General features: G+C 54.4%; 15 protein-coding genes. 5 read left to right on the top strand and 10 right to left on the bottom strand.

The window, feature by feature from the left end; all coding sequences use genetic code 11:
* Together UC15_RS04080 and UC15_RS04075 are read right to left on the bottom strand one after the other, a co-directional pair.
* A partial coding sequence (locus tag UC15_RS04080; protein WP_112287250.1) for a hypothetical protein occupies nucleotides 1-245 on the bottom strand: 245 nt, incomplete at its 3' end.
* A 65-nt stretch (nucleotides 246-310) separates the two neighbouring features.
* Complete coding sequence (locus tag UC15_RS04075; RefSeq protein WP_112287249.1) at nucleotides 311-1,810, bottom strand: PLP-dependent aminotransferase family protein; 1,500 nt, start codon at nucleotides 1,808-1,810, stop codon at nucleotides 311-313.
* A 145-nt stretch (nucleotides 1,811-1,955) separates the two neighbouring features.
* Between UC15_RS04075 and UC15_RS04070 the strand changes: the two genes are divergently transcribed.
* Nucleotides 1,956-2,564, top strand: coding sequence for a LysE family translocator (locus tag UC15_RS04070; RefSeq protein WP_112287248.1), 609 nt, complete (start codon nucleotides 1,956-1,958; stop codon nucleotides 2,562-2,564).
* Between the two features lie 130 nt (nucleotides 2,565-2,694).
* On the opposite strand, the gene UC15_RS04065 is transcribed toward UC15_RS04070, so the two are convergent.
* The 8 genes from UC15_RS04065 to UC15_RS04030 all read right to left on the bottom strand — a co-directional run bounded on the left by UC15_RS04065 (nucleotide 2,695) and on the right by UC15_RS04030 (nucleotide 14,209).
* A complete protein-coding gene (locus UC15_RS04065) occupies nucleotides 2,695-3,243 on the bottom strand; it encodes an MltR family transcriptional regulator (protein WP_014411435.1) in 549 nt (182 codons plus the stop codon).
* Between the two features lie 136 nt (nucleotides 3,244-3,379).
* A complete protein-coding gene (locus UC15_RS04060; RefSeq protein WP_112287247.1) occupies nucleotides 3,380-4,528 on the bottom strand; it encodes a mannitol-1-phosphate 5-dehydrogenase in 1,149 nt (382 codons plus the stop codon).
* Between the two features lie 98 nt (nucleotides 4,529-4,626).
* Nucleotides 4,627-6,540, bottom strand: a complete 1,914-nt coding sequence (locus UC15_RS04055; protein ID WP_112287246.1) for a PTS mannitol transporter subunit IICBA — start codon at nucleotides 6,538-6,540, stop codon at nucleotides 4,627-4,629.
* Between the two features lie 523 nt (nucleotides 6,541-7,063).
* A complete protein-coding gene (locus UC15_RS04050; protein WP_112287245.1) occupies nucleotides 7,064-7,858 on the bottom strand; it encodes a DsbA family protein in 795 nt (264 codons plus the stop codon).
* A gap of 177 nt (nucleotides 7,859-8,035) precedes the next feature.
* Nucleotides 8,036-8,758, bottom strand: a complete 723-nt coding sequence (locus UC15_RS04045) for a DUF3053 domain-containing protein (RefSeq protein ID WP_112287244.1) — start codon at nucleotides 8,756-8,758, stop codon at nucleotides 8,036-8,038.
* 284 nt (nucleotides 8,759-9,042) lie between these two features.
* Nucleotides 9,043-11,112: a glycine--tRNA ligase subunit beta gene (glyS, locus tag UC15_RS04040; RefSeq protein ID WP_112287243.1), complete on the bottom strand. Its 2,070-nt coding sequence runs from the start codon at nucleotides 11,110-11,112 to the stop codon at nucleotides 9,043-9,045.
* Nucleotides 11,113-11,121: 9 nt separating this feature from the next.
* Nucleotides 11,122-12,036, bottom strand: coding sequence for a glycine--tRNA ligase subunit alpha (gene glyQ, locus UC15_RS04035; RefSeq protein WP_014333298.1), 915 nt, complete (start codon nucleotides 12,034-12,036; stop codon nucleotides 11,122-11,124).
* Nucleotides 12,037-12,202: 166 nt separating this feature from the next.
* Nucleotides 12,203-14,209 carry an autotransporter outer membrane beta-barrel domain-containing protein gene (locus tag UC15_RS04030; protein ID WP_112287242.1) on the bottom strand — a complete coding sequence of 669 codons (2,007 nt, stop codon included), beginning with the start codon at nucleotides 14,207-14,209 and terminating at the stop codon, nucleotides 12,203-12,205.
* Between the two features lie 192 nt (nucleotides 14,210-14,401).
* Between UC15_RS04030 and UC15_RS04025 the strand changes: the two genes are divergently transcribed.
* From UC15_RS04025 to UC15_RS04010, 4 genes are all read left to right on the top strand, one after another.
* Nucleotides 14,402-14,974, top strand: a complete 573-nt coding sequence (locus UC15_RS04025) for a DNA-3-methyladenine glycosylase I (protein WP_112287241.1) — start codon at nucleotides 14,402-14,404, stop codon at nucleotides 14,972-14,974.
* On the top strand, nucleotides 14,971-15,414 hold the full coding sequence (locus UC15_RS04020) for an N-acetyltransferase (RefSeq protein WP_112287240.1): 444 nt from the start codon (nucleotides 14,971-14,973) through the stop codon (nucleotides 15,412-15,414). Before UC15_RS04025 ends, UC15_RS04020 begins: the two co-directional genes overlap by 4 nt.
* A gap of 221 nt (nucleotides 15,415-15,635) precedes the next feature.
* On the top strand, nucleotides 15,636-16,298 hold the full coding sequence (locus tag UC15_RS04015; RefSeq protein ID WP_112287239.1) for an OmpA family lipoprotein: 663 nt from the start codon (nucleotides 15,636-15,638) through the stop codon (nucleotides 16,296-16,298).
* Nucleotides 16,299-16,399: 101 nt separating this feature from the next.
* On the top strand, nucleotides 16,400-17,407 hold the full coding sequence (locus UC15_RS04010; RefSeq protein WP_112287238.1) for a LacI family DNA-binding transcriptional regulator: 1,008 nt from the start codon (nucleotides 16,400-16,402) through the stop codon (nucleotides 17,405-17,407).
* Nucleotides 17,408-17,536 lie beyond the last annotated feature (129 nt).

Here is a 17,536-nt window from a genome sequence, read left to right as displayed (position 1 = left end):
TCAGCCTGTTCTTTCTTGGTGATTTCACGACTGAACAGCTTTTCCAGTTTCTGCGCTTCGGTGCTGAGTTTTTTCACACGCACTTCTTTCAGACGCGCGATCTCGGCAGCCAGCTTTTCTTTCTCTTCTTCGTGCTTGTCGATCAGTTCAGCATTACCTGCCTGAATAACGGTCGCATCTTTGTGATTCAGTGCATCCAGCATGTCGCTGAGACGCTTGATCTCGGCTTTTTCGACTTCTTTCATGATTTCAGATCCGTTCATGCCGCAGCGGGCACGATTGTAAATTGGGAATAATAACCGTCAGTGTATCAGGAAGTGCGCGATTCTTCAGCTTGCTCCTGCGTTTCTGCCAGCCCGGGCGGTAAACCACACATCTCGCAGGCCCGCTCGCCAATGCGGATCATCGCCGAAATATAACGGGTATCAAAAACATAACAGCACGACAACCGGAGGCCGTTACTGTAGCGACCGCTCGGCGAATACAGTTGTCCTGGCGTCATGCAGATTTTATCTTTCAGCAACTGGCGAAACAGCGTGACGCAATCAACGCCCGGCGGGAAATCGACCCAAATCACAAAGCCACCCGCCGGTTGTGTGGCACGCGTTCCCTGCGGGAAATGGCGGGCGATCAGCGCGCGCGCCTGTTCAACCTGTGATGCGTAGCGTTTGCGCAAAGCCCGCAGATGATGGTCATAACCGCCCGATTCCAGAAACACCGTCAGCGTTTGAGAAAGCAACGCGGATTCTGCCATTGATGACACCGCTTTCAGTTTATGCAGCTTATCGGCAAAGCGCCCGCCTTCTACCCAGCCAATGCGGAAATCGGGCGCCAGCGTTTTGGTAAAGCTGGTGCAAAACAGGATCCAGCCGTCACGGTCAAAAGATTTCACCGCCGGAGACAGCGTTGCGCCAAACTGAATTTCAGCGTAAAGCCCGTCTTCTATCAGTGGAACCTGATGATCGTTCATCAGGCGTGCCAGCCGTTTCTTCGCTGCCAGCGGCATAGTGAAGCCGAGCGGATTTTGCGCCGTCGGCATGGCGATCACCGCATTCAGCCGTTTCTCGGTGAGCAGCATTTCCAGCACATCCAGCGATAAACCGGTTTGAGGATCGGTCGGGATTTCCACCGCTTTTAGCCCGAGGCTCGCCAGCATCGGCAGCAGATAAAAATAAGTCGGCGTTTCCAGCCCGATGCTGTCGCCCGGTTTGGTGGTGACGCGCAGCGCCAGTTGCAACGCTTCCATACAACCGTGCGTAATCGTGATGTCGGCGGGTTCTAAAATCATGCCGAGCGTCAGCGCACGGCGGGCAATTTGCTGGCGTAACGCCGGACTGCCCGGCGGCAACGCGTATTGCCCGATGAGATTTGGCTGACGGCGCAGCAAAGACGACATAATCCGTCCGAGCTTTCCGGTCGGATAAAAATCATTCGACTGCGGGCAGGCCAGCGACAGATTGGTATACGTCGGGTCGATTTGCGAGGCGAAAACTTTGTCGATCAAATCCAGCACTTCATCTGCCGGTTCTGCGGCGAGCGTCTGCGGTTGTTCGTGTGTCTGATGGGTCAGTGCAGGCAATGCTGCACGGACATAAAATCCGGACTGCGGACGCGCCTCGATAAACCCGCGATCTTCCAGCCGCCGGTAAGCCGCCACCACGGTATTGATGCTGACTGACCAGGTTTGCGCACTGCGCCGCACCGATGGCAAACGGCTGCCGGGCGCGAGTGTGCCCCGACGAATGGCATCTGCCAGTTGTTCCGCCAGCTGGTTATATCGGGTATCGCTGAAATCCGCAGTGTCAGTCATGGTGTCAGTTCCGTGAAAAGTGATGGGTACAGTTTTTCGTTACACAATCTGTAGCCATGACAATAGCGCATTTCTGGTTCTGTTACCTTTCCTGTTCACTGTTTAATCTGGTTGTCTGGAAAACAGGGGATGCAGGAAAACTAAAATGATCGATACCGCTTTTGTCAGTTACGTCACCGTGATGTCAATTACGCCAGGCCCGAACAATCTTTTGCTGGCGGCTTCCGGGGTGAATTTCGGGCTGCGCCGCAGCGTGCCGATGATGTTGGGGATAACCCTCGGCTGCGTGGTGCAGTGCGCCCTGATGACGTCCATGCTGGCGATTTTACTCAGCTGGATGACAGTCGTGCGCCTGCCGATGGCGGCGATCGGTTGCGCGTATCTGTTCTGGCTGTCGTGGAAAATTTACCGTTCAGGTTCGCCGAAAGAAGGCGAAAAACAACAGCCGATGAATATGATTAATGGCGCGTTATTTCAGGCGGTGAATCCGAAAGCCTGGCTGATGGCGACCAACGTAGCGATTCTGTTTACCCCGCCGGATGGCAATATGCTGCATCACACGCTGCTGATTTGCCTCGGCTTCGCGCTGATCAATCTGCCGTGCATTCTGGTCTGGGTAGTGATGGGTGACAGATTACGTCAGGCGTTACGTGTGGAATGGAAACTGAAGATGTTCAACACGATCATGGGCGGCATGATGGCGTTAACCGCGCTGTGGCTGCTGGTGGGTGAAGTGCGCCATGCGCTTAACTAAAACGAATCCCCAAAATAGTTCGGGTTGCAGGAAGGCGGCAAGTGATGGAATCCCGATGAGCTGACTCAAGTAAGTGATTCGGGTGACTGAACGCAGCCAACGCATCTGTGGCTCTAAGTATGACGGGGATTTATTTTTGCACCGGAGAAAGCCTGGAAGGCTGCTGATTACTGATATGGGCGATCAGCCCGGTCACGGAAAGAACCATCGTGGAGCGGACGATTTGCTGGTAACGCTGACGTTGCATGGCGATCAGCGATTCGTCAGCTTCTCCCGGTTTCAGGAACGTCGGTGCCGGTGGCAGCTCCGTCACACAATGCAGTTCACCGAACGGGCCGAGAATTTCATCATCGGTAAAACGATACTCTTCGCCGTCGTAATTCAGCTCTTCACGCAGCGCCATCAGTAATTCCGCATCTTCATATTCATGACGGCTGATCACACCCAGCGCATAAATCAGTTTGAGACGCACCGACAAATCACCGAGCGGACCAGTGCCGGTCAGTAACGGTTCGACCGCATATTTCACCGCGTAATCGTCTTTGCGAAAAACCTGCACCACCAGAATATCCAGCGCTTCGGCCAGTAATTCCACGGCAGTCATCAAAAAACTGCGCACAGTTTTACCCGCATTGAGCTTTTCGAGTACACGGTTTTCAAACGCCTGAGCTTTTTCCATAGGGCTTACTTGCAGTAAAGTGCCGATGCTGACAGCGCCCCTGGCGTCATCCATGATGCGCGCATGTCGGACAGAAACATCCTGCCCGACAGGGCTTTCTTTGCCTGGTGTTGGCGAAATCAAAATAAACGCAGTATTAGTGCATCGATTCGTAGAGAGCGATGGCTTTCGCCACAACTTCGCCATCTTCTGGCAGACCTGAAATCTGGGCGAGGGCGGCTTTTGGCCCGACTTTCTCCAGCAATTCTACCAGTTCTTTAGCTTGCGGGTCTTGCTCGCTGCGGTAATGCATCGCGGCGGCAATCCCTCTGATCAGGTTGTCGTTCGGCAGGCGGTATTCCTGCGTGCCGAGCAACGGTTTGATCAAACGGTCGCCTGCGCTCAGTTTACGCAGTGGCTGACGGCCAACGCGCTCAACGTCGTCATGCAGGTACGGGTTTTCGAAACGGGTCAGAATTTTTTCGATGTAGGCAAAATGTTTTTCCGGGTCAAAACCGTAACGGCGGATCAGCACTTCACCACTTTCTTCCATCGCACCGCGAACCACCAGACGCACCTTCTCGTCCAGGATTGCATCACGGATTGTCGCGTGACCGGCCTGCTGACCGAGATACGCGGTGATCGCGTGACCAGTGTTCAGGGTGAACAGTTTACGCTCGACGAATGCCATCAGATTATCGGTCAGTTCCATACCGGCGATGTGTGGCAATTCACCTTTGAACTGGGTTTTATCCACAATCCATTCGCTGAAGGTTTCAACCGTGACTTCCAGCGGATCGGTAGTACCGGCTGCCGCTGGTGGAACGATACGGTCTACGGCGGAATCGACAAAACCGATATGCGCTTCAACCCAGGCCTTTTCATCTTCCGGCAGCGCGTTGAATACGTGCTGTTTGAACTGGCTGGTGCCGCGCACCATGTTTTCACAGGCGATAATATTCAGCGGCTTTTCGTTGCCCTGCTGATGACGCAGAACCAGACCTTTAGCCACGTTTGGCGCGATTTTTTCCAGCACGGTCGGGCCGACAGCAGTGGTCACCAGATCAACTTCGGCGATCAGGTTAATGGCATCCTGACCGGCGCTGTTTACGGCATTCACATTACTGACAGGCTCAACGGTGGCCTGTTCACCGACAACGTGCACGTCATAGCCTTTGCGGCTGTTCAGCGCATCCAGCAAGGCAGGGCTGACATCGGCAAACGTCAGTTCAATCCCGGCATCAGCCAGTAATTTACCGATAAAACCGCGACCAATGTTACCTGCACCAAAATGTAATGCTTTCATATTTATTCCTTCAAATCGTGAGGAGCACCGGGCTCCGAATCAACAAGCGGGTCTCGCAAGACCCGCTTAGTAATTACTTTTCGATTAACTGCTCAGTATCAGCCGCGAAGAATAGTCAGTACTTCTTCAACGCTGGTGGTGTTCGCCAGACGCTCGATAACACCGTCTTCGTCCAGCGCCGTGGTCAGTTTGGTGATCACGTTGATGTGCTCATTATTGCGTGCTGCGATACCGACGACCAGACGTGCGCGGTCATCTTCATCATCGCCCCAGCGGATACCCGCCGGATACTGGCAGAACACGATACCGGTTTTCAGTACACGGTCTTTTGCTTCGATGGTGCCGTGTGGCACAGCGATGGATTCGCCCAGATACGTCGAGGTCAGCTGCTCACGTGCCAACATCGCGTCGACATATTCTGCCTGAACATACCCGCCTTTCACCAGTTGCTCACCCGCAAAACGAATCGCTTCTTCTTTCGTGCCAGCGCTCAGGCCGAGGAAGATATTGCTTTCGCTGATACGGAACAGGTTTTCGTTTTCATTGTCAGCCACGATGCTGTCGCCCAGCGTCGTCGTCACTTTCTCTTTGTACTGGCTGGCTTTGTTCACTTCCACCAGACGGGAAGTCAGGTCAGTGTACAGGCCGCTGTCGAGGAAGTTGGTCAGCGAAATGTGCTGCGCATGTGGCACCTGACGCATGGCGCGTTCAGTCAGGTCACGGTGCGTAATCACCAGATCCACATCATCAGGCAAATTGTTAATGGCGCTGTTGGTGACTCTGATGTTGGTCAGTCCTGCATCCTGCACTTTTTTGCGCAGAACACCGGCACCCATTGCGCTGGAACCCATACCGGCGTCACAGGCTACGATGATTTTACGTACGGTAGACAGGTCGCCCGCCACGCCTGCAACAGCAGGTTTGCCGCCTTTAGACTGGGCTTTCATGTCCTGCATACGGCGTGTTGCTTCGTCCAGATCGTCGCCGTCTTTCGCTTTGGTGGTTTTCAGCAACAAAGCAGAGATAACGAAGGACACCGCAAAGGCTGCCACGATGGCCGCGATATTAGCGAAGTACGCACCTTTTGGCGTCATCGCCAGCACGGCCAGGATGGACCCCGGAGAAGCCGGAGACACCAGACCGCCGTTCAGCAGGGTCAGGGTAAACACGCCAGTCATACCGCCCAGAATGACCGCCAGTAACAGGCGCGGGTTCATCAGAACGTATGGGAAGTAAATTTCGTGGATACCCCCCAGGAAGTGGATGATTGCCGCGCCGCCAGCAGATTGCTTGGCGCTGCCACGACCGAAGAACATGTACGCCATCAGGACGCCCATACCCGGACCAGGGTTCGCTTCGATCAGGAAGAAGATTGATTTACCGGTTTCAGTCGCCTGCTGGATACCCAGCGGAGAGAAGATACCGTGGTTGATGGCGTTGTTGAGGAACAGGATTTTCGCCGGTTCAACAAAGATAGAGGCCAGCGGCAACAGGTTATGAATAACCATGATGTGCACGCCTGCAGCCAGCACTTTAGACAGCGCTTCTACCAGCGGACCAATCGCCAGGAAGGCCAGGATCGCCAGCAGCATACCGATAATACCGGCAGAGAAGTTGTTAACCAGCATCTCGAAGCCGCTTTTGATTTTACCGTCAACCCAGCGGTCGAAACGCTTGATGCACCAGCCGCCCAGCGGACCTGCAATCATTGCGCCGAGGAACATTGGCATATCCGCACCAACGATAACACCCATAACGGTGATTGCGCCGACCACACCACCACGGTCACCCCCCACCAGACGACCACCGGTATAACCGATGAGCAATGGCAGCAGATAAGTGATCATCGGGCCAACCAGCTTCGCTAATGTTTCATTAGGGATCCAGCCGGTAGGAATGAACAGAGCAGTAATGATACCCCAGGCGATAAACGCGCCGATGTTGGGCATTACCATGTTACTCAGGAAGCGACCAAAGTTTTGAACTTTGATCTTAACGTCTGGTGAAAACATAAAACGCACCCCTATTGATACGCGCTGACAATAGAGCGCGTGATATCAGTTAATTATCGGTGACGGTTGTTTCGGTTTTTGTGCCACTGCTTTAAAAATCCGTCCGTCGAATTGCTGTCTGCGAGGCGGACTCTACCACGTGATTATAGGCCTCGCGTAGCCACCCGGTAGCCCGTGACGGAGATCACACGTATACGGCCACCACCCCCTCATTTTTGGTGATCATGATCACAAAAACACCCTGTAACCCAGCTACACTGATTATTATTTAAACGCAACACCGTCAAAAATGTGATTTACATCACTATTTGTTAACGATTCTTTATCATTAAAATGTGATATTCATCACAAAGTATTTTTGGGCAGACCGGCTTATTTCGCTTAAAAAGCATTCAGACGTGTCACGGGAATGGAAAAGTGAGTTTACGGAGGAGAGGTTGAAATAAAATTACAAGGGGGCGGAAATCAAAACGGCGAACAGTCAGACAGTCCGCCATTTTTTATCATGTCCTGGAAGATGAAATTACTTCCCGCCCTGGGCCTTCACAATGGCCGCCTGCAAATCTTCGGCAGACACGGCTCCCGGCAGCACGGTGGTGTTTTCAGCGGTCGCGCCGCTGGTTGGCATCACCACGAAACCTGGCGTGCCGCTGAAGCCCAGCGTACGTGCCAGTTCATCGTTCGAGGCGATGGCTTCGTGCGTTGCTTTACGCTGTGCGTCGTTCGGTGCTGTGGCTTTGGCGGCTTTCACTGCGCCCGCGATGTCGGCATCGGTGAGTTTACCTTCGTCATGGCCGGTGCGGTAAATGCTGTTGTGGTAATCAAAGTACGCCTGAGCGCCTTTTTCTTTCCAGATTGCCATACCGGTTTCAGCCGCAGAGATGGACGCTTTCCAGCGGTCACCGAAGATTGGCCATTCTTTAAAGACGAAACGCACGTTCGGATTGGCTTTCACGGTCTGCTCAACCAGCGGCGCCATGTGGCTGCAATACAGGCACTGGTAATCGAAGAATTCCACGAATGCCACTTTGGCATCTTTCGGGCCGTAGCTTGGGGTCGCCGGGTCATTCACCAGCGCTTTGGCGTTTGCCAGCACTGCACTCAGGGTTTGCTGTTGTTGCTGATCCGCCTGCTGTGCCTGCAATTTCTGGCTGACCTGCACCAGAATTTCCGGATGCTGCAACATGTAATCCGCCGCAATTTTACCAATGGCTTCCTGCTGCGCCGGGGTGAAATCTGCGGTTGCGCTGTCGGCAGCAAAAGCCAGCGTCGGCGCCAGCACCAGAGAAGCCAACAGAGTCATCGTCTGACGTTTCATCAAAAATCCTTAAAGTGAAATACGGGGAAAATCGGACAGTTGCCTTCAAAAGTAGAGGAATTTGGCCGGATTTGCAGGTTAAAAATTGTCATTTTTTATAAATATAAGGGCAGGAACGGCGGAAATAAAAAAGCCACGTACGCGATGACGTGGCTTGTTTGAAAACGATGGTCTGGATTAGTTGCTGAAATCGCCCTGGGCGACTTTCTGCGCCTGAAGCAATGTCTGCTGTTTGCCGACCAGATTGGACATCATGGTGTTGTATTGTGTTGCCTGCTGCTGCGTCGGGAACTGTACGCCACCATTGGCAAAGGCGACCTGATTACCCTGTTGTTGCAGGTAATCACCGACAGAGACGATATCCTGCGTGAAGCTTTGCAGCGCTGGCACCAGAGGCGTCAGCACGTTCGCTGGCTGGGTGACAACCGTGTTGTACACCTGGCCGTAAACCGCCTTCAGATCATCCGGTTGTTTCAGTGCCGCCATCGCCGTATCGGCTTTCACTTTTGAATCACGCAACTGTGCATTCAGCATACTCAGGGTGCTGGCCGCCTGTTGCAACGCGCTGCGCTGGGTCATGTAATCCTGCGGAGTACGCACCTGACCAATCGCGCTGACCACCGGTACCAGGCTGCCATCTACGGCGCCTTTCATCTGGCGGGAGAATGACAGGATAATGCCGTAGTCGTTCGCGTAATTACCAAAACGTTGTTTCTGATCTTCACTCAGCGAAGGCAAATTTTGCCCGCTGCGCATGACGGTATTTTGCAAATAATCGATAAAGGCTTTGCGTTGTTCCGGTTCTTTATCGCCACAGGCAGTGAGCTGGAAAACGACCAGCAATGCGATAAACGGCGCCAGCCAGCGAGAAAATACACCGCTTCTGATCCCTACAGCCATGAGTCCTGACTCCTGATTTCAATGTTCTTCTTCCGGCCAGTTCCCTGCCGATGCTGTGCATTCCATGCGGGTTATAGGATAGAACAATTGGGGGGAGAACGCTTTTTAAAAAAGCGTAGAAATTGGCATCCGATAAGGTGCCTTGCTCCTCCCCCTGCGAAGGGGGAGGACGGGAGGGGGTATTAAAGACAAAACAAGGGTCAACGCATACTTCAACTTTTTGATGTTGCTGTAATACCCCACCCCAACCCTCCCCTTCGCAGGGGAGGGCGCAAAAGCTAAATTTACTGAAGCAGCGAAATATCCGCGACCTGCAGGAACAGCTCCCGCAGTTTAGACAGCAGCGTCAGACGGTTGATACGCACCGCTTCGTTCTCATCCATTACCATCACGGTATCAAAGAACGTATCGACGGTTTCGCGCAGCGCAGCCAGTTCCACCAGCGCTTCTTTGTACTCACCGGCCGCAAACAGCGGTTCCAGTTTGTCGCGCAGAACCACCAGATGCGTCGCCAGTTTCAGCTCAGCAGGTTCTTTCAGCACGGACGCGTGAACATGATCCAGCAGAACGTCGGTGGATTTCGCCAGAATGTTGGACACACGCTTGTTGGCCGCAGCCAGCGTTGCCGCTTCATCGAGCGTACGGAAGTAGCTCACCGCTTTCACGCGCGCATCGAAATCTGCCGGTTTGGTCGGACGACGTGCCAGCACAGCCTGAATGGTATCGACCGCGTGACCTTCTTCCTGATACCACGCGCGGAAACGACCGAGCATGAAATCAACCACTTCATCGACAACCTTGGCGTTAGTCAGCTTGTCGCCGTACAGGCGCACGGCTTCTTCGGTCAGGGTTTGCAGATCAAGCGGCAGGTTTTTCTCAACGATGATACGCAGAACACCGAGCGCGGCACGACGCAATGCGAACGGGTCTTTATCGCCTTTCGGATGCTGACCGATGCCGAAAATACCGGCCAGGGTGTCCATCTTGTCAGCGATTGCCAGCGCGCACGCTACCAGCGAAGCCGGTAACTCGTCGCCCGCAAAGCGTGGCTGATACTGTTCGTTCAGGGCTACCGCGACTTCTTCCTGCTCGCCGTCGTGACGCGCATAGTGCATGCCCATCACGCCCTGCGTGTCGGTGAATTCGAAGACCATGTTGGTCATCAGGTCACATTTTGACAGCAGACCGGCGCGTTTTGCGTTCTCAACGTCGGCACCGATTTTCTCAGCGATCCAGCCTGACAGCGCCTGAATACGGTCGGTTTTGTCGCGCAGCGTACCCAGCTGTTTCTGGAACAACACGGTTTCCAGACGCGGCAGGTTATCTTCGAGACGTTTTTTGCGGTCGGTGTTGAAGAAGAATTCGGCATCGGCCAGACGCGGACGCACCACTTTCTCGTTACCGGAAATGATTTGCTGCGGATCTTTCGACTCGATGTTAGCCACGAAGATAAAGTTCGGCAGAAGTTTGCCCGCAGCGTCGTACACCGGGAAATACTTCTGGTCGCCTTTCATGGTGTAAACCAGCGCTTCAGCCGGAACCGCCAGGAATTTCTCTTCGAATTTCGCGGTCAGCACCACCGGCCATTCGACCAGAGACGCCACTTCTTCCAGCAGGCTTTCGCTCAGATCGGCGATGCCGCCAATCTCTTTCGCCGCTTTCTCCGCATCCTGTTTGATCAGCGCTTTACGCTGTTCGTAATCCGCAATGACTTTGCCGCGTTCCATCAAAATCTGTGGATACTGATCGGCGTTGTCGATGGTGAATTCAGGCTCACCCATGAAGCGGTGACCGCGAACCGTGCGGGCAGAATCGATACCGAGGATTTTCGCCGGGATCAGCTCATCGCCTAACAGCAGCGTGACGGTGTGAACCGGACGCACAAACTGCACGTCGGAATCACCCCAGCGCATCAGTTTAGGGATTGGCAGTTTAGACAGTGAAGTGGCGATCATCGCTGGCAGCAGTTGTTGCGCGCTTTCGCCTTTGACGTGCGCACGGTAAACCAGCCATTCACCTTTGTCGGTGACCAGACGATCGGCCTGATCAACGGTGATACCGCAACCGCGAGCCCAGCCTTCAGCGGCTTTGCTTGGATTGCCTTCGGCATCGAATGCCTGCGCGACAGCCGGGCCGCGTTTTTCAACTTCGCGGTCAGCCTGAGATTCATGCAGACCGGAGACTTTCAGCGCCAGACGGCGCGGAGCTGCAAACCATTTTACGTCGCCGTGTGGCAGGTTCGCCGCATCCAGCTCCGCAGTCAGGTTAACGGCAAAAGATTCAGCAAGGCTGCGCAGAGCCTTCGGTGGCAGTTCTTCCGTGCCGATTTCCACCAGAAATGTTTTTTCAGTCATGGACTTACCTCACTTCTCGTTCTTTTTGCACATCGGGAAGCCCAGCACTTCGCGGGAAGCGTAATACGCCTCAGCTACCGCTTTAGTCAGGGTACGGATGCGCAGAATGTAGCGCTGACGTTCAGTCACAGAAATCGCTTTACGCGCGTCGAGCAGGTTGAAGCAATGGGCCGCTTTCAGGATGCGCTCGTACGCCGGCAGTGCCAGTGGCTTTTCGAGTGCCAGCAGGGTTTGCGCTTCTTTCTCGTGCTGTTCAAAACAGGTGAACAGGAAATCGACATCGGCGTATTCAAAGTTATACGTCGATTGCTCCACTTCGTTCTGATGAAACACGTCGCCGTAGGTGGTTTTACCCAGCGGACCGTTGCTCCAGACCAGATCGTAAACGCTGTCCACGCCCTGGATGTACATCGCCAGACGTTCCAGACCGTAAGTGATTTCGCCGGTTACCGGTTTACATTCCAGGCCGCCGACCTGCTGGAAGTAGGTGAACTGCGTTACTTCCATGCCGTTCAGCCACACTTCCCAGCCAAGACCCCAGGCGCCGAGCGTCGGGTTTTCCCAGTTGTCTTCAACGAAGCGGATATCGTGGATCAGCGGATCAAGACCCAGCTCTTTCAGCGAGCCAAGATACAGCTCCTGAATGTTTTCCGGTGAAGGTTTGATCATCACCTGGAACTGATAATAGTGCTGCAGACGGTTCGGGTTTTCGCCGTAGCGGCCGTCGGTCGGACGACGTGATGGCTGAACATACGCTGCCGCAAAAGGCTCAGGGCCGAGTGCGCGCAGGCTGGTCATCGGGTGCGAGGTGCCCGCGCCGACTTCCATATCCAGCGGTTGAACAATGGTGCAGCCCTGCTGCGCCCAATAATCTTGCAGTGTCAGGATCAGGCCCTGAAATGTCTTGGTATCAAACTTTTGCATGTTGGATTCGCACGCGAGAAAGTGGGTGTAAAGAGAGTGCGACAGTATACCCGCTGCACGGAAGATAATCAGCCAGAATCAGGCAGCAGAGAGATTCGGAAAGGTATTGTTTAGTTTTCAGCGATCTGCTAGCGCAGTAAAAAGGGGCTGAACGCCCCTTTATCCCTTAAAACCGCGCACTGATCCCCGCGTTATAGGAAGTTTGCTCGCCGGAATCCAGCCCGGTGGTTTGAGAAATAGCCGCAAATGCTGAAATGCTGTGGGTGATTTGCACGTTTAAGCCTGCGGTCATATCAACCCAGTCGTCATCCTGCTCGCCGGTGGTGCGGCTGAACCGCGTGCGGGTGGATTTGATCGCGCCGGTGGTGGTGTAGGTTTTATCCCCAAACTGCCGGTCATACGTTACCTGCGCGTACGGATTAACAATGCCGAGTTCGGCATTTACACGCCAGCCCAGTGCGCCGATTTGTGAATGGGAAGTCTGATCGCCAAAGCGCATTGAGGTGCTGTTATTCCCCTTCTCGCTGTAACCGTCAACACTGCTGTAATCCCAGCTGTATTGCGCCACCGGCCCGGTTTTCAGCACCGGCAGCACCGGGAAATCCCAGCCTGCGGTGACGCGTCCACCGATCTGTTTGCCGTCGGTATCACCACGTTCGGTACGGGTGGTGGGTCCGAGGGTGATGCGACGTTTGATGTCGTCATAATTGAGCGAACCATAATGCACATCGCCGTTGATCCAGCCATTTTCGGCGATTTTAATGCCCGTGAATGCGGTCGCCATCCAGCCGCGCGTGCGGTAGCTGTAATGATCGGTCGGATCGTCTTTATCATCGGAACCGGAAAGCATCAGCCCCATCATCCAGCGATCGGTCATCTGATAATCCATGCCGATATTCAGCGAGTTAGATGTCAGGTCGCCATCGCCCAGACCCATCGACGGACTGAATTTGCTGTCCGCACTTTGCCCGGCGTAGCCGCCAAACATGCCGAAAGTTCCGGCGTCATTATCCTGCGTGCGCAGCTGCTGATAACGGCTGTCGAGCAATCCCTGCGTATTTCTCGCCAGCGCCAGTGACCCCTGACTCAGCGCCGAGGCTTCCAGCGGGCCGTCGATCACCGACTGCATATACTGGGCAATCAGCGCGTGCGCCTGAGGTGTCGGGTGGAAATGGTCAGAAAACAGGAAAGCTATACTGGTGTCGAAGCCCGGCAGGTTCGAGGTACATTCCGACGCGGATGTCCCGACCGGACAGGCCGTACCGGCAGTATTGGCGAAACCGTATAACGCCGGATCGGCCACTACTTCGTTGAACAGCCCGTTAATATCCACACGCGCAATATTGCCACCGGTTTTCGCCAGCGCGATATCTTCGGTGGTGTTGTAAGTGTCTGTCAGACCGCCAGCCACGTCTTTCAGCGCGTCATAAGCCGCTGCCAGCCCTTTGGCGAGCACGTCCTGCACCAGCGGAATACCGGAGCCTTCCGCCGCAGCGGCTGCCAGCGCATTGTGAATGGCTTCGGTGCGGGCATCGGCATTCGGCGTATTTTGTGCATTGAGATACTGATATGCCGCTTCCAGCGCCTGTTGCTGCACCGGCAATAATCCGACCTGTATCACGCCTTCCATCAGCACCGGCGTCAGGCCGATATTGGGCACCGTTGGCACGACGACCGTTCCGGCTCCGGCTTTCAGTAAATCGTTCACCTGCGAGGCCGCCTGCGTCGCGCTGTTGGTGGCAATTTCAACCGCCGTGATCGGGTTCAGGCTCAGCGCCGCAGCGGCCAGATCGTTGCCGCCAATCCAGTGCACATACAGCCCGTTCGGGTCGGCTTTGCCGCCGGTCGAGGCCAGATAGCTTTTGACCTGATCCTGGGTGGTGTAGTCAGAATCCAGCCCCGGTACCGCGACGCCGCCGCCTTCGGCATAGTTCAGGCCGCCTTTTGAGGACGGCGTTAACGTTGTGCCGATGTTATTCGCCAGGATTTCGTCATAGAGCTGATGTGAGCTGCTGTCGAAGGTCCAGCGGCCAATATTGCCGGTATCACTCAGGCTGTCGCCGAAAACATAAAGTTGGTCAAAAGCCTGCGCAGGAGCCTGCATTCCCAGGCACAGTGCCACCGCGAATGCCCCTTTCGTCAGCCGTAAAATGGACGTCTTTTTTCCGGTCATAAGTGTGATATCCCTGATAGATCGGTGTCGCAACGCTATGATTGAATGTAAGGATTGCGTAATAAGTGGCTTTAAATATTGTTCAGATCCGACCAGCGTCAAGGCAGAGGTTCAGAAATTGCGACGTTGCAGAGTTATCCGAGAAGCCACACACTGACGCCACGCATTTCAGCCTCTTATAAGGACAACAGAATGGCGACCACCCGATGCAGCTGGGTTTCGAAAGAGCCGGTTTACCTCGAATATCACGATAAAGAATGGGGCGTTCCGGTTCAGGATGGACGCGAACTGTTTGAAATGCTGTGTCTCGAAGGCCAGCAGGCAGGCCTGTCGTGGATCACCGTGCTGAGAAAGCGTGAGAATTATCGTCAGAACTTCCATAATTTTGACCCCAAACGTATCGCGAAAATGACCGATGACGATGTGGAACGTCTGGTGCTCGACGCGGGTATTATTCGTCACCGTGGCAAAATCAAAGCCATTATCGGCAACGCACAGGCGTATCTGGCGATGCAGGCCAGCGGGGAGGAGTTCTCAGAATTCATCTGGAATTTTGTCGGCGGTCAACCGGTCATCAATAATCCCCCCGGTCCCGAAGGCGTTCCGGCGAAAACGGCGGTGTCAGATGCCATGTCCAAAGCGCTGAAAAAGAAAGGTTTTAAATTCATCGGATCCACGATTTGTTATGCCTTTATGCAGGCCGCCGGGCTGGTGAACGATCATCAGTCGTATTGCTTCTGCCATCCCGCGAATCAGCCGTCATGATCCGCGCTGCGCAGCCCGGCGATACCGAAGCCATTCTGATGCTGTGGCTGCGCAGCTCATTACTTTCCCATCCTTTTATCGCCGATTCTTACTGGATTGAAAGCCTGCAAATGGTCAGGGAAGAGTTTCTGCCCAAAGCGCGCGTCTGGGTGGATTGCGATGCGAATGATGTGATTTGCGGATTTATCGGCGTACTGAATCAGCAGTTTATCGGTGCACTGTTTGTCGAAGAATCCCATTACGGCGACGGCACCGCACAACGGCTGATGGGCGCCGCTAAAGAGGAATATCCGGTGCTGCTGCTGGAGGTCTATCAGCAAAATCATCGCGCTGTCGCGTTCTATCACAAGGAAAAGTTTGAAATCTCCGCCCGCACCCGCCATCCCGGCACTGACTTACCGACCTATATCCTGCGCTGGTTCCAGCCCCTTTCTGAATAAGTTCCTGAAACCGGTAAAAATACAAAAAGGGATATCCGGAATTCTCCTACTGCTTAACACCGCGAAATTGCGCATAAAGAGCGCCAGAACGCCGCAGGACTGATGTCCTCCCGTTGCATTTGTTTATGTTTTGACACCTTTTTCTGTGCAACTTCTCAGAAAGCGCGAAGTCATAATGCAGCGGTTAAGTTCTGAATAATAAACATCCTGAAGGAAATAAGATGAGCAAAAGATTAGTTGTGGTTGCGGGCGTACTTTGCGCCACCCTGGGCCTGTCGGCCTGTACCACTAACCCTTACACCGGCGAATCAGAAGCAGGGAAATCCGGCATTGGCGCAGGTCTTGGGGCCGCGCTCGGCGCAGGCGTCGGTATGCTGTCTTCTTCTAAACACGACCGCGGCAAAGGCGCGTTGATCGGTGCCGCAGCCGGAGCCGCACTGGGCGGCGGTGCAGGTTATTATATGGATGTGCAGGAATCTAAACTGCGCGACAAAATGAAAGGCACCGGCGTCAGCGTGACCCGTCAGGGCGATAACATCGTGCTGAATATGCCAAATAACGTGACCTTCGATACCAACAGCAGCACGCTGAAACCCGCTGGCGCTAACACGCTGACCGGCGTGGCGATGGTACTGAAAGAGTATCCGAAAACCGCCGTCAACGTCGTCGGTTACACCGACAGCACTGGCACCCGTGCGCTCAACATGAAGCTGTCGCAGCAACGTGCTGACGGCGTGGGCAGCGCGCTGATCACGCAAGGTGTTGAAGGCAGCCGCGTTCATACCACTGGCGCTGGCCCGGACAATCCGATCGCCAGCAACAGCACCGAAGCGGGCAAAGCGCAGAACCGTCGCGTCGAGATCACCCTCAGTCCGTTGCAGTAAATTTCGTCCTGCCCCTGATAAAAACGAGCCACCCGGCTCCGTTTTCGCGTTTGTGATATTCTCCCGCCACGTGCCTTCCCACCTGTGTAACGGATGTGAGTATGTCTCTGAAAGCCATTGCGAAAGATCTCGGTCTCTCTGTCACCACCGTCAGCCGTGCGCTGAACGGGTACGATGACGTTTCAGCTGACACCAAAGCACGCGTTCAGGCGGCGGCAGATTTACGTGGCTACCGGCCCAACACCCTCGCCCGCCGGTTGAAAATGGGTAAAATCGACGCCGTTGGCCTCATTTTCCCCTTCACTTCTCATCCGTTAAGCAATTCCGCGTTTATCGAAATGGTCGGCTGTATCACCCGCGAACTGGCAAAATATGAAATCGATTTACTGCTGGTGCCGGATGAACTGGGCACCTTTTCGTGGCGCAGACTCATCGAAAGTAAACGCGTCGATGCCATGCTGGTGGCGCATACGCTGGATAACGATCCGCGACTGCTGGATTTGCAGCAGCGTAATTTCCCGTTTCTGGCGCTCGGGCGCAGCGGATGTCTGACGCAGGATTACGCCTGGTTTGATTTTGATAACCGCGCCGGTATGCAGATGGCGGTCAATCATCTCGCCGCGCTCGGGCATCAGCGCATCGCGTTTCTCGGCGAAAATAATCAGCAATCGTTTATCGGTCAGCGCTATCAGGGTTATCTCGACGGATTGCAGTCAAACGCCCTGCCACATCACCCTGATTACGTGCATAAAATCAGCCCGAGCCGCCGCGCCGGTTATCAGACTACGCAGGCGCTGCTGGCCTTACCGGTGCCACCGACGGCGATCGTCTGCGACTGCAACATGCATGGCGAAGGTGCTGCGCTGGCGTTGCATGAAGCCGGATTACTGCTCAGCGGCGGTGTTTCCCTGATTATCTTTGACGGATTGCCGTGCGACAGCGTGCCCGATGTGGCTGTGACCGCTGTCCGTCAGGGCACGCGTGAAGCGGTCGGGTTACAAATCGCTACCATGACCATGGCTCTGATCCGCAACGAACCGCTGAAAAATTTGCAGGTTCTCTGGCAACCGGAATTGCAGGCGGGCGTCACCGTCCATCCACCACGCTGATATTTCCCCCTTAGATTATTTTTCCACCCTATATCACAGTTTTTAACCTTCACATTTCCCATCCGAAACGTTTCGGATCAATAGTTACTCCACCTGATCGCGTCTTATCAGCGCAAATTTTTCTCTGGA

The sequence above is a fragment of the Rahnella sp. AN3-3W3 genome (assembly GCF_003263545.1).
Taxonomy (GTDB): domain Bacteria; phylum Pseudomonadota; class Gammaproteobacteria; order Enterobacterales; family Enterobacteriaceae; genus Rahnella; species Rahnella variigena.
The sequence above is the reverse complement of the archived record's forward strand: the minus strand, read 5'-3'. Positions and strand labels throughout refer to the sequence as shown.

What these genes read in the sequence shown, in the direction of transcription:
- UC15_RS04075 (WP_112287249.1), bottom strand. Translation starts at nt 1,810, where the DNA reads ATGACTGACACTGCGGATTTCAGCGATACCCGATATAACCAGCTGGCG.
- UC15_RS04070 (WP_112287248.1), top strand. Translation starts at nt 1,956, where the DNA reads ATGATCGATACCGCTTTTGTCAGTTACGTCACCGTGATGTCAATTACG.
- UC15_RS04065 (WP_014411435.1), bottom strand. Translation starts at nt 3,243, where the DNA reads ATGGAAAAAGCTCAGGCGTTTGAAAACCGTGTACTCGAAAAGCTCAAT.
- UC15_RS04060 (WP_112287247.1), bottom strand. Translation starts at nt 4,528, where the DNA reads ATGAAAGCATTACATTTTGGTGCAGGTAACATTGGTCGCGGTTTTATC.
- UC15_RS04055 (WP_112287246.1), bottom strand. Translation starts at nt 6,540, where the DNA reads ATGTTTTCACCAGACGTTAAGATCAAAGTTCAAAACTTTGGTCGCTTC.
- UC15_RS04050 (WP_112287245.1), bottom strand. Translation starts at nt 7,858, where the DNA reads ATGAAACGTCAGACGATGACTCTGTTGGCTTCTCTGGTGCTGGCGCCG.
- UC15_RS04045 (WP_112287244.1), bottom strand. Translation starts at nt 8,758, where the DNA reads ATGGCTGTAGGGATCAGAAGCGGTGTATTTTCTCGCTGGCTGGCGCCG.
- glyS (WP_112287243.1), bottom strand. Translation starts at nt 11,112, where the DNA reads ATGACTGAAAAAACATTTCTGGTGGAAATCGGCACGGAAGAACTGCCA.
- glyQ (WP_014333298.1), bottom strand. Translation starts at nt 12,036, where the DNA reads ATGCAAAAGTTTGATACCAAGACATTTCAGGGCCTGATCCTGACACTG.
- UC15_RS04030 (WP_112287242.1), bottom strand. Translation starts at nt 14,209, where the DNA reads ATGACCGGAAAAAAGACGTCCATTTTACGGCTGACGAAAGGGGCATTC.
- UC15_RS04025 (WP_112287241.1), top strand. Translation starts at nt 14,402, where the DNA reads ATGGCGACCACCCGATGCAGCTGGGTTTCGAAAGAGCCGGTTTACCTC.
- UC15_RS04020 (WP_112287240.1), top strand. Translation starts at nt 14,971, where the DNA reads ATGATCCGCGCTGCGCAGCCCGGCGATACCGAAGCCATTCTGATGCTG.
- UC15_RS04015 (WP_112287239.1), top strand. Translation starts at nt 15,636, where the DNA reads ATGAGCAAAAGATTAGTTGTGGTTGCGGGCGTACTTTGCGCCACCCTG.
- UC15_RS04010 (WP_112287238.1), top strand. Translation starts at nt 16,400, where the DNA reads ATGTCTCTGAAAGCCATTGCGAAAGATCTCGGTCTCTCTGTCACCACC.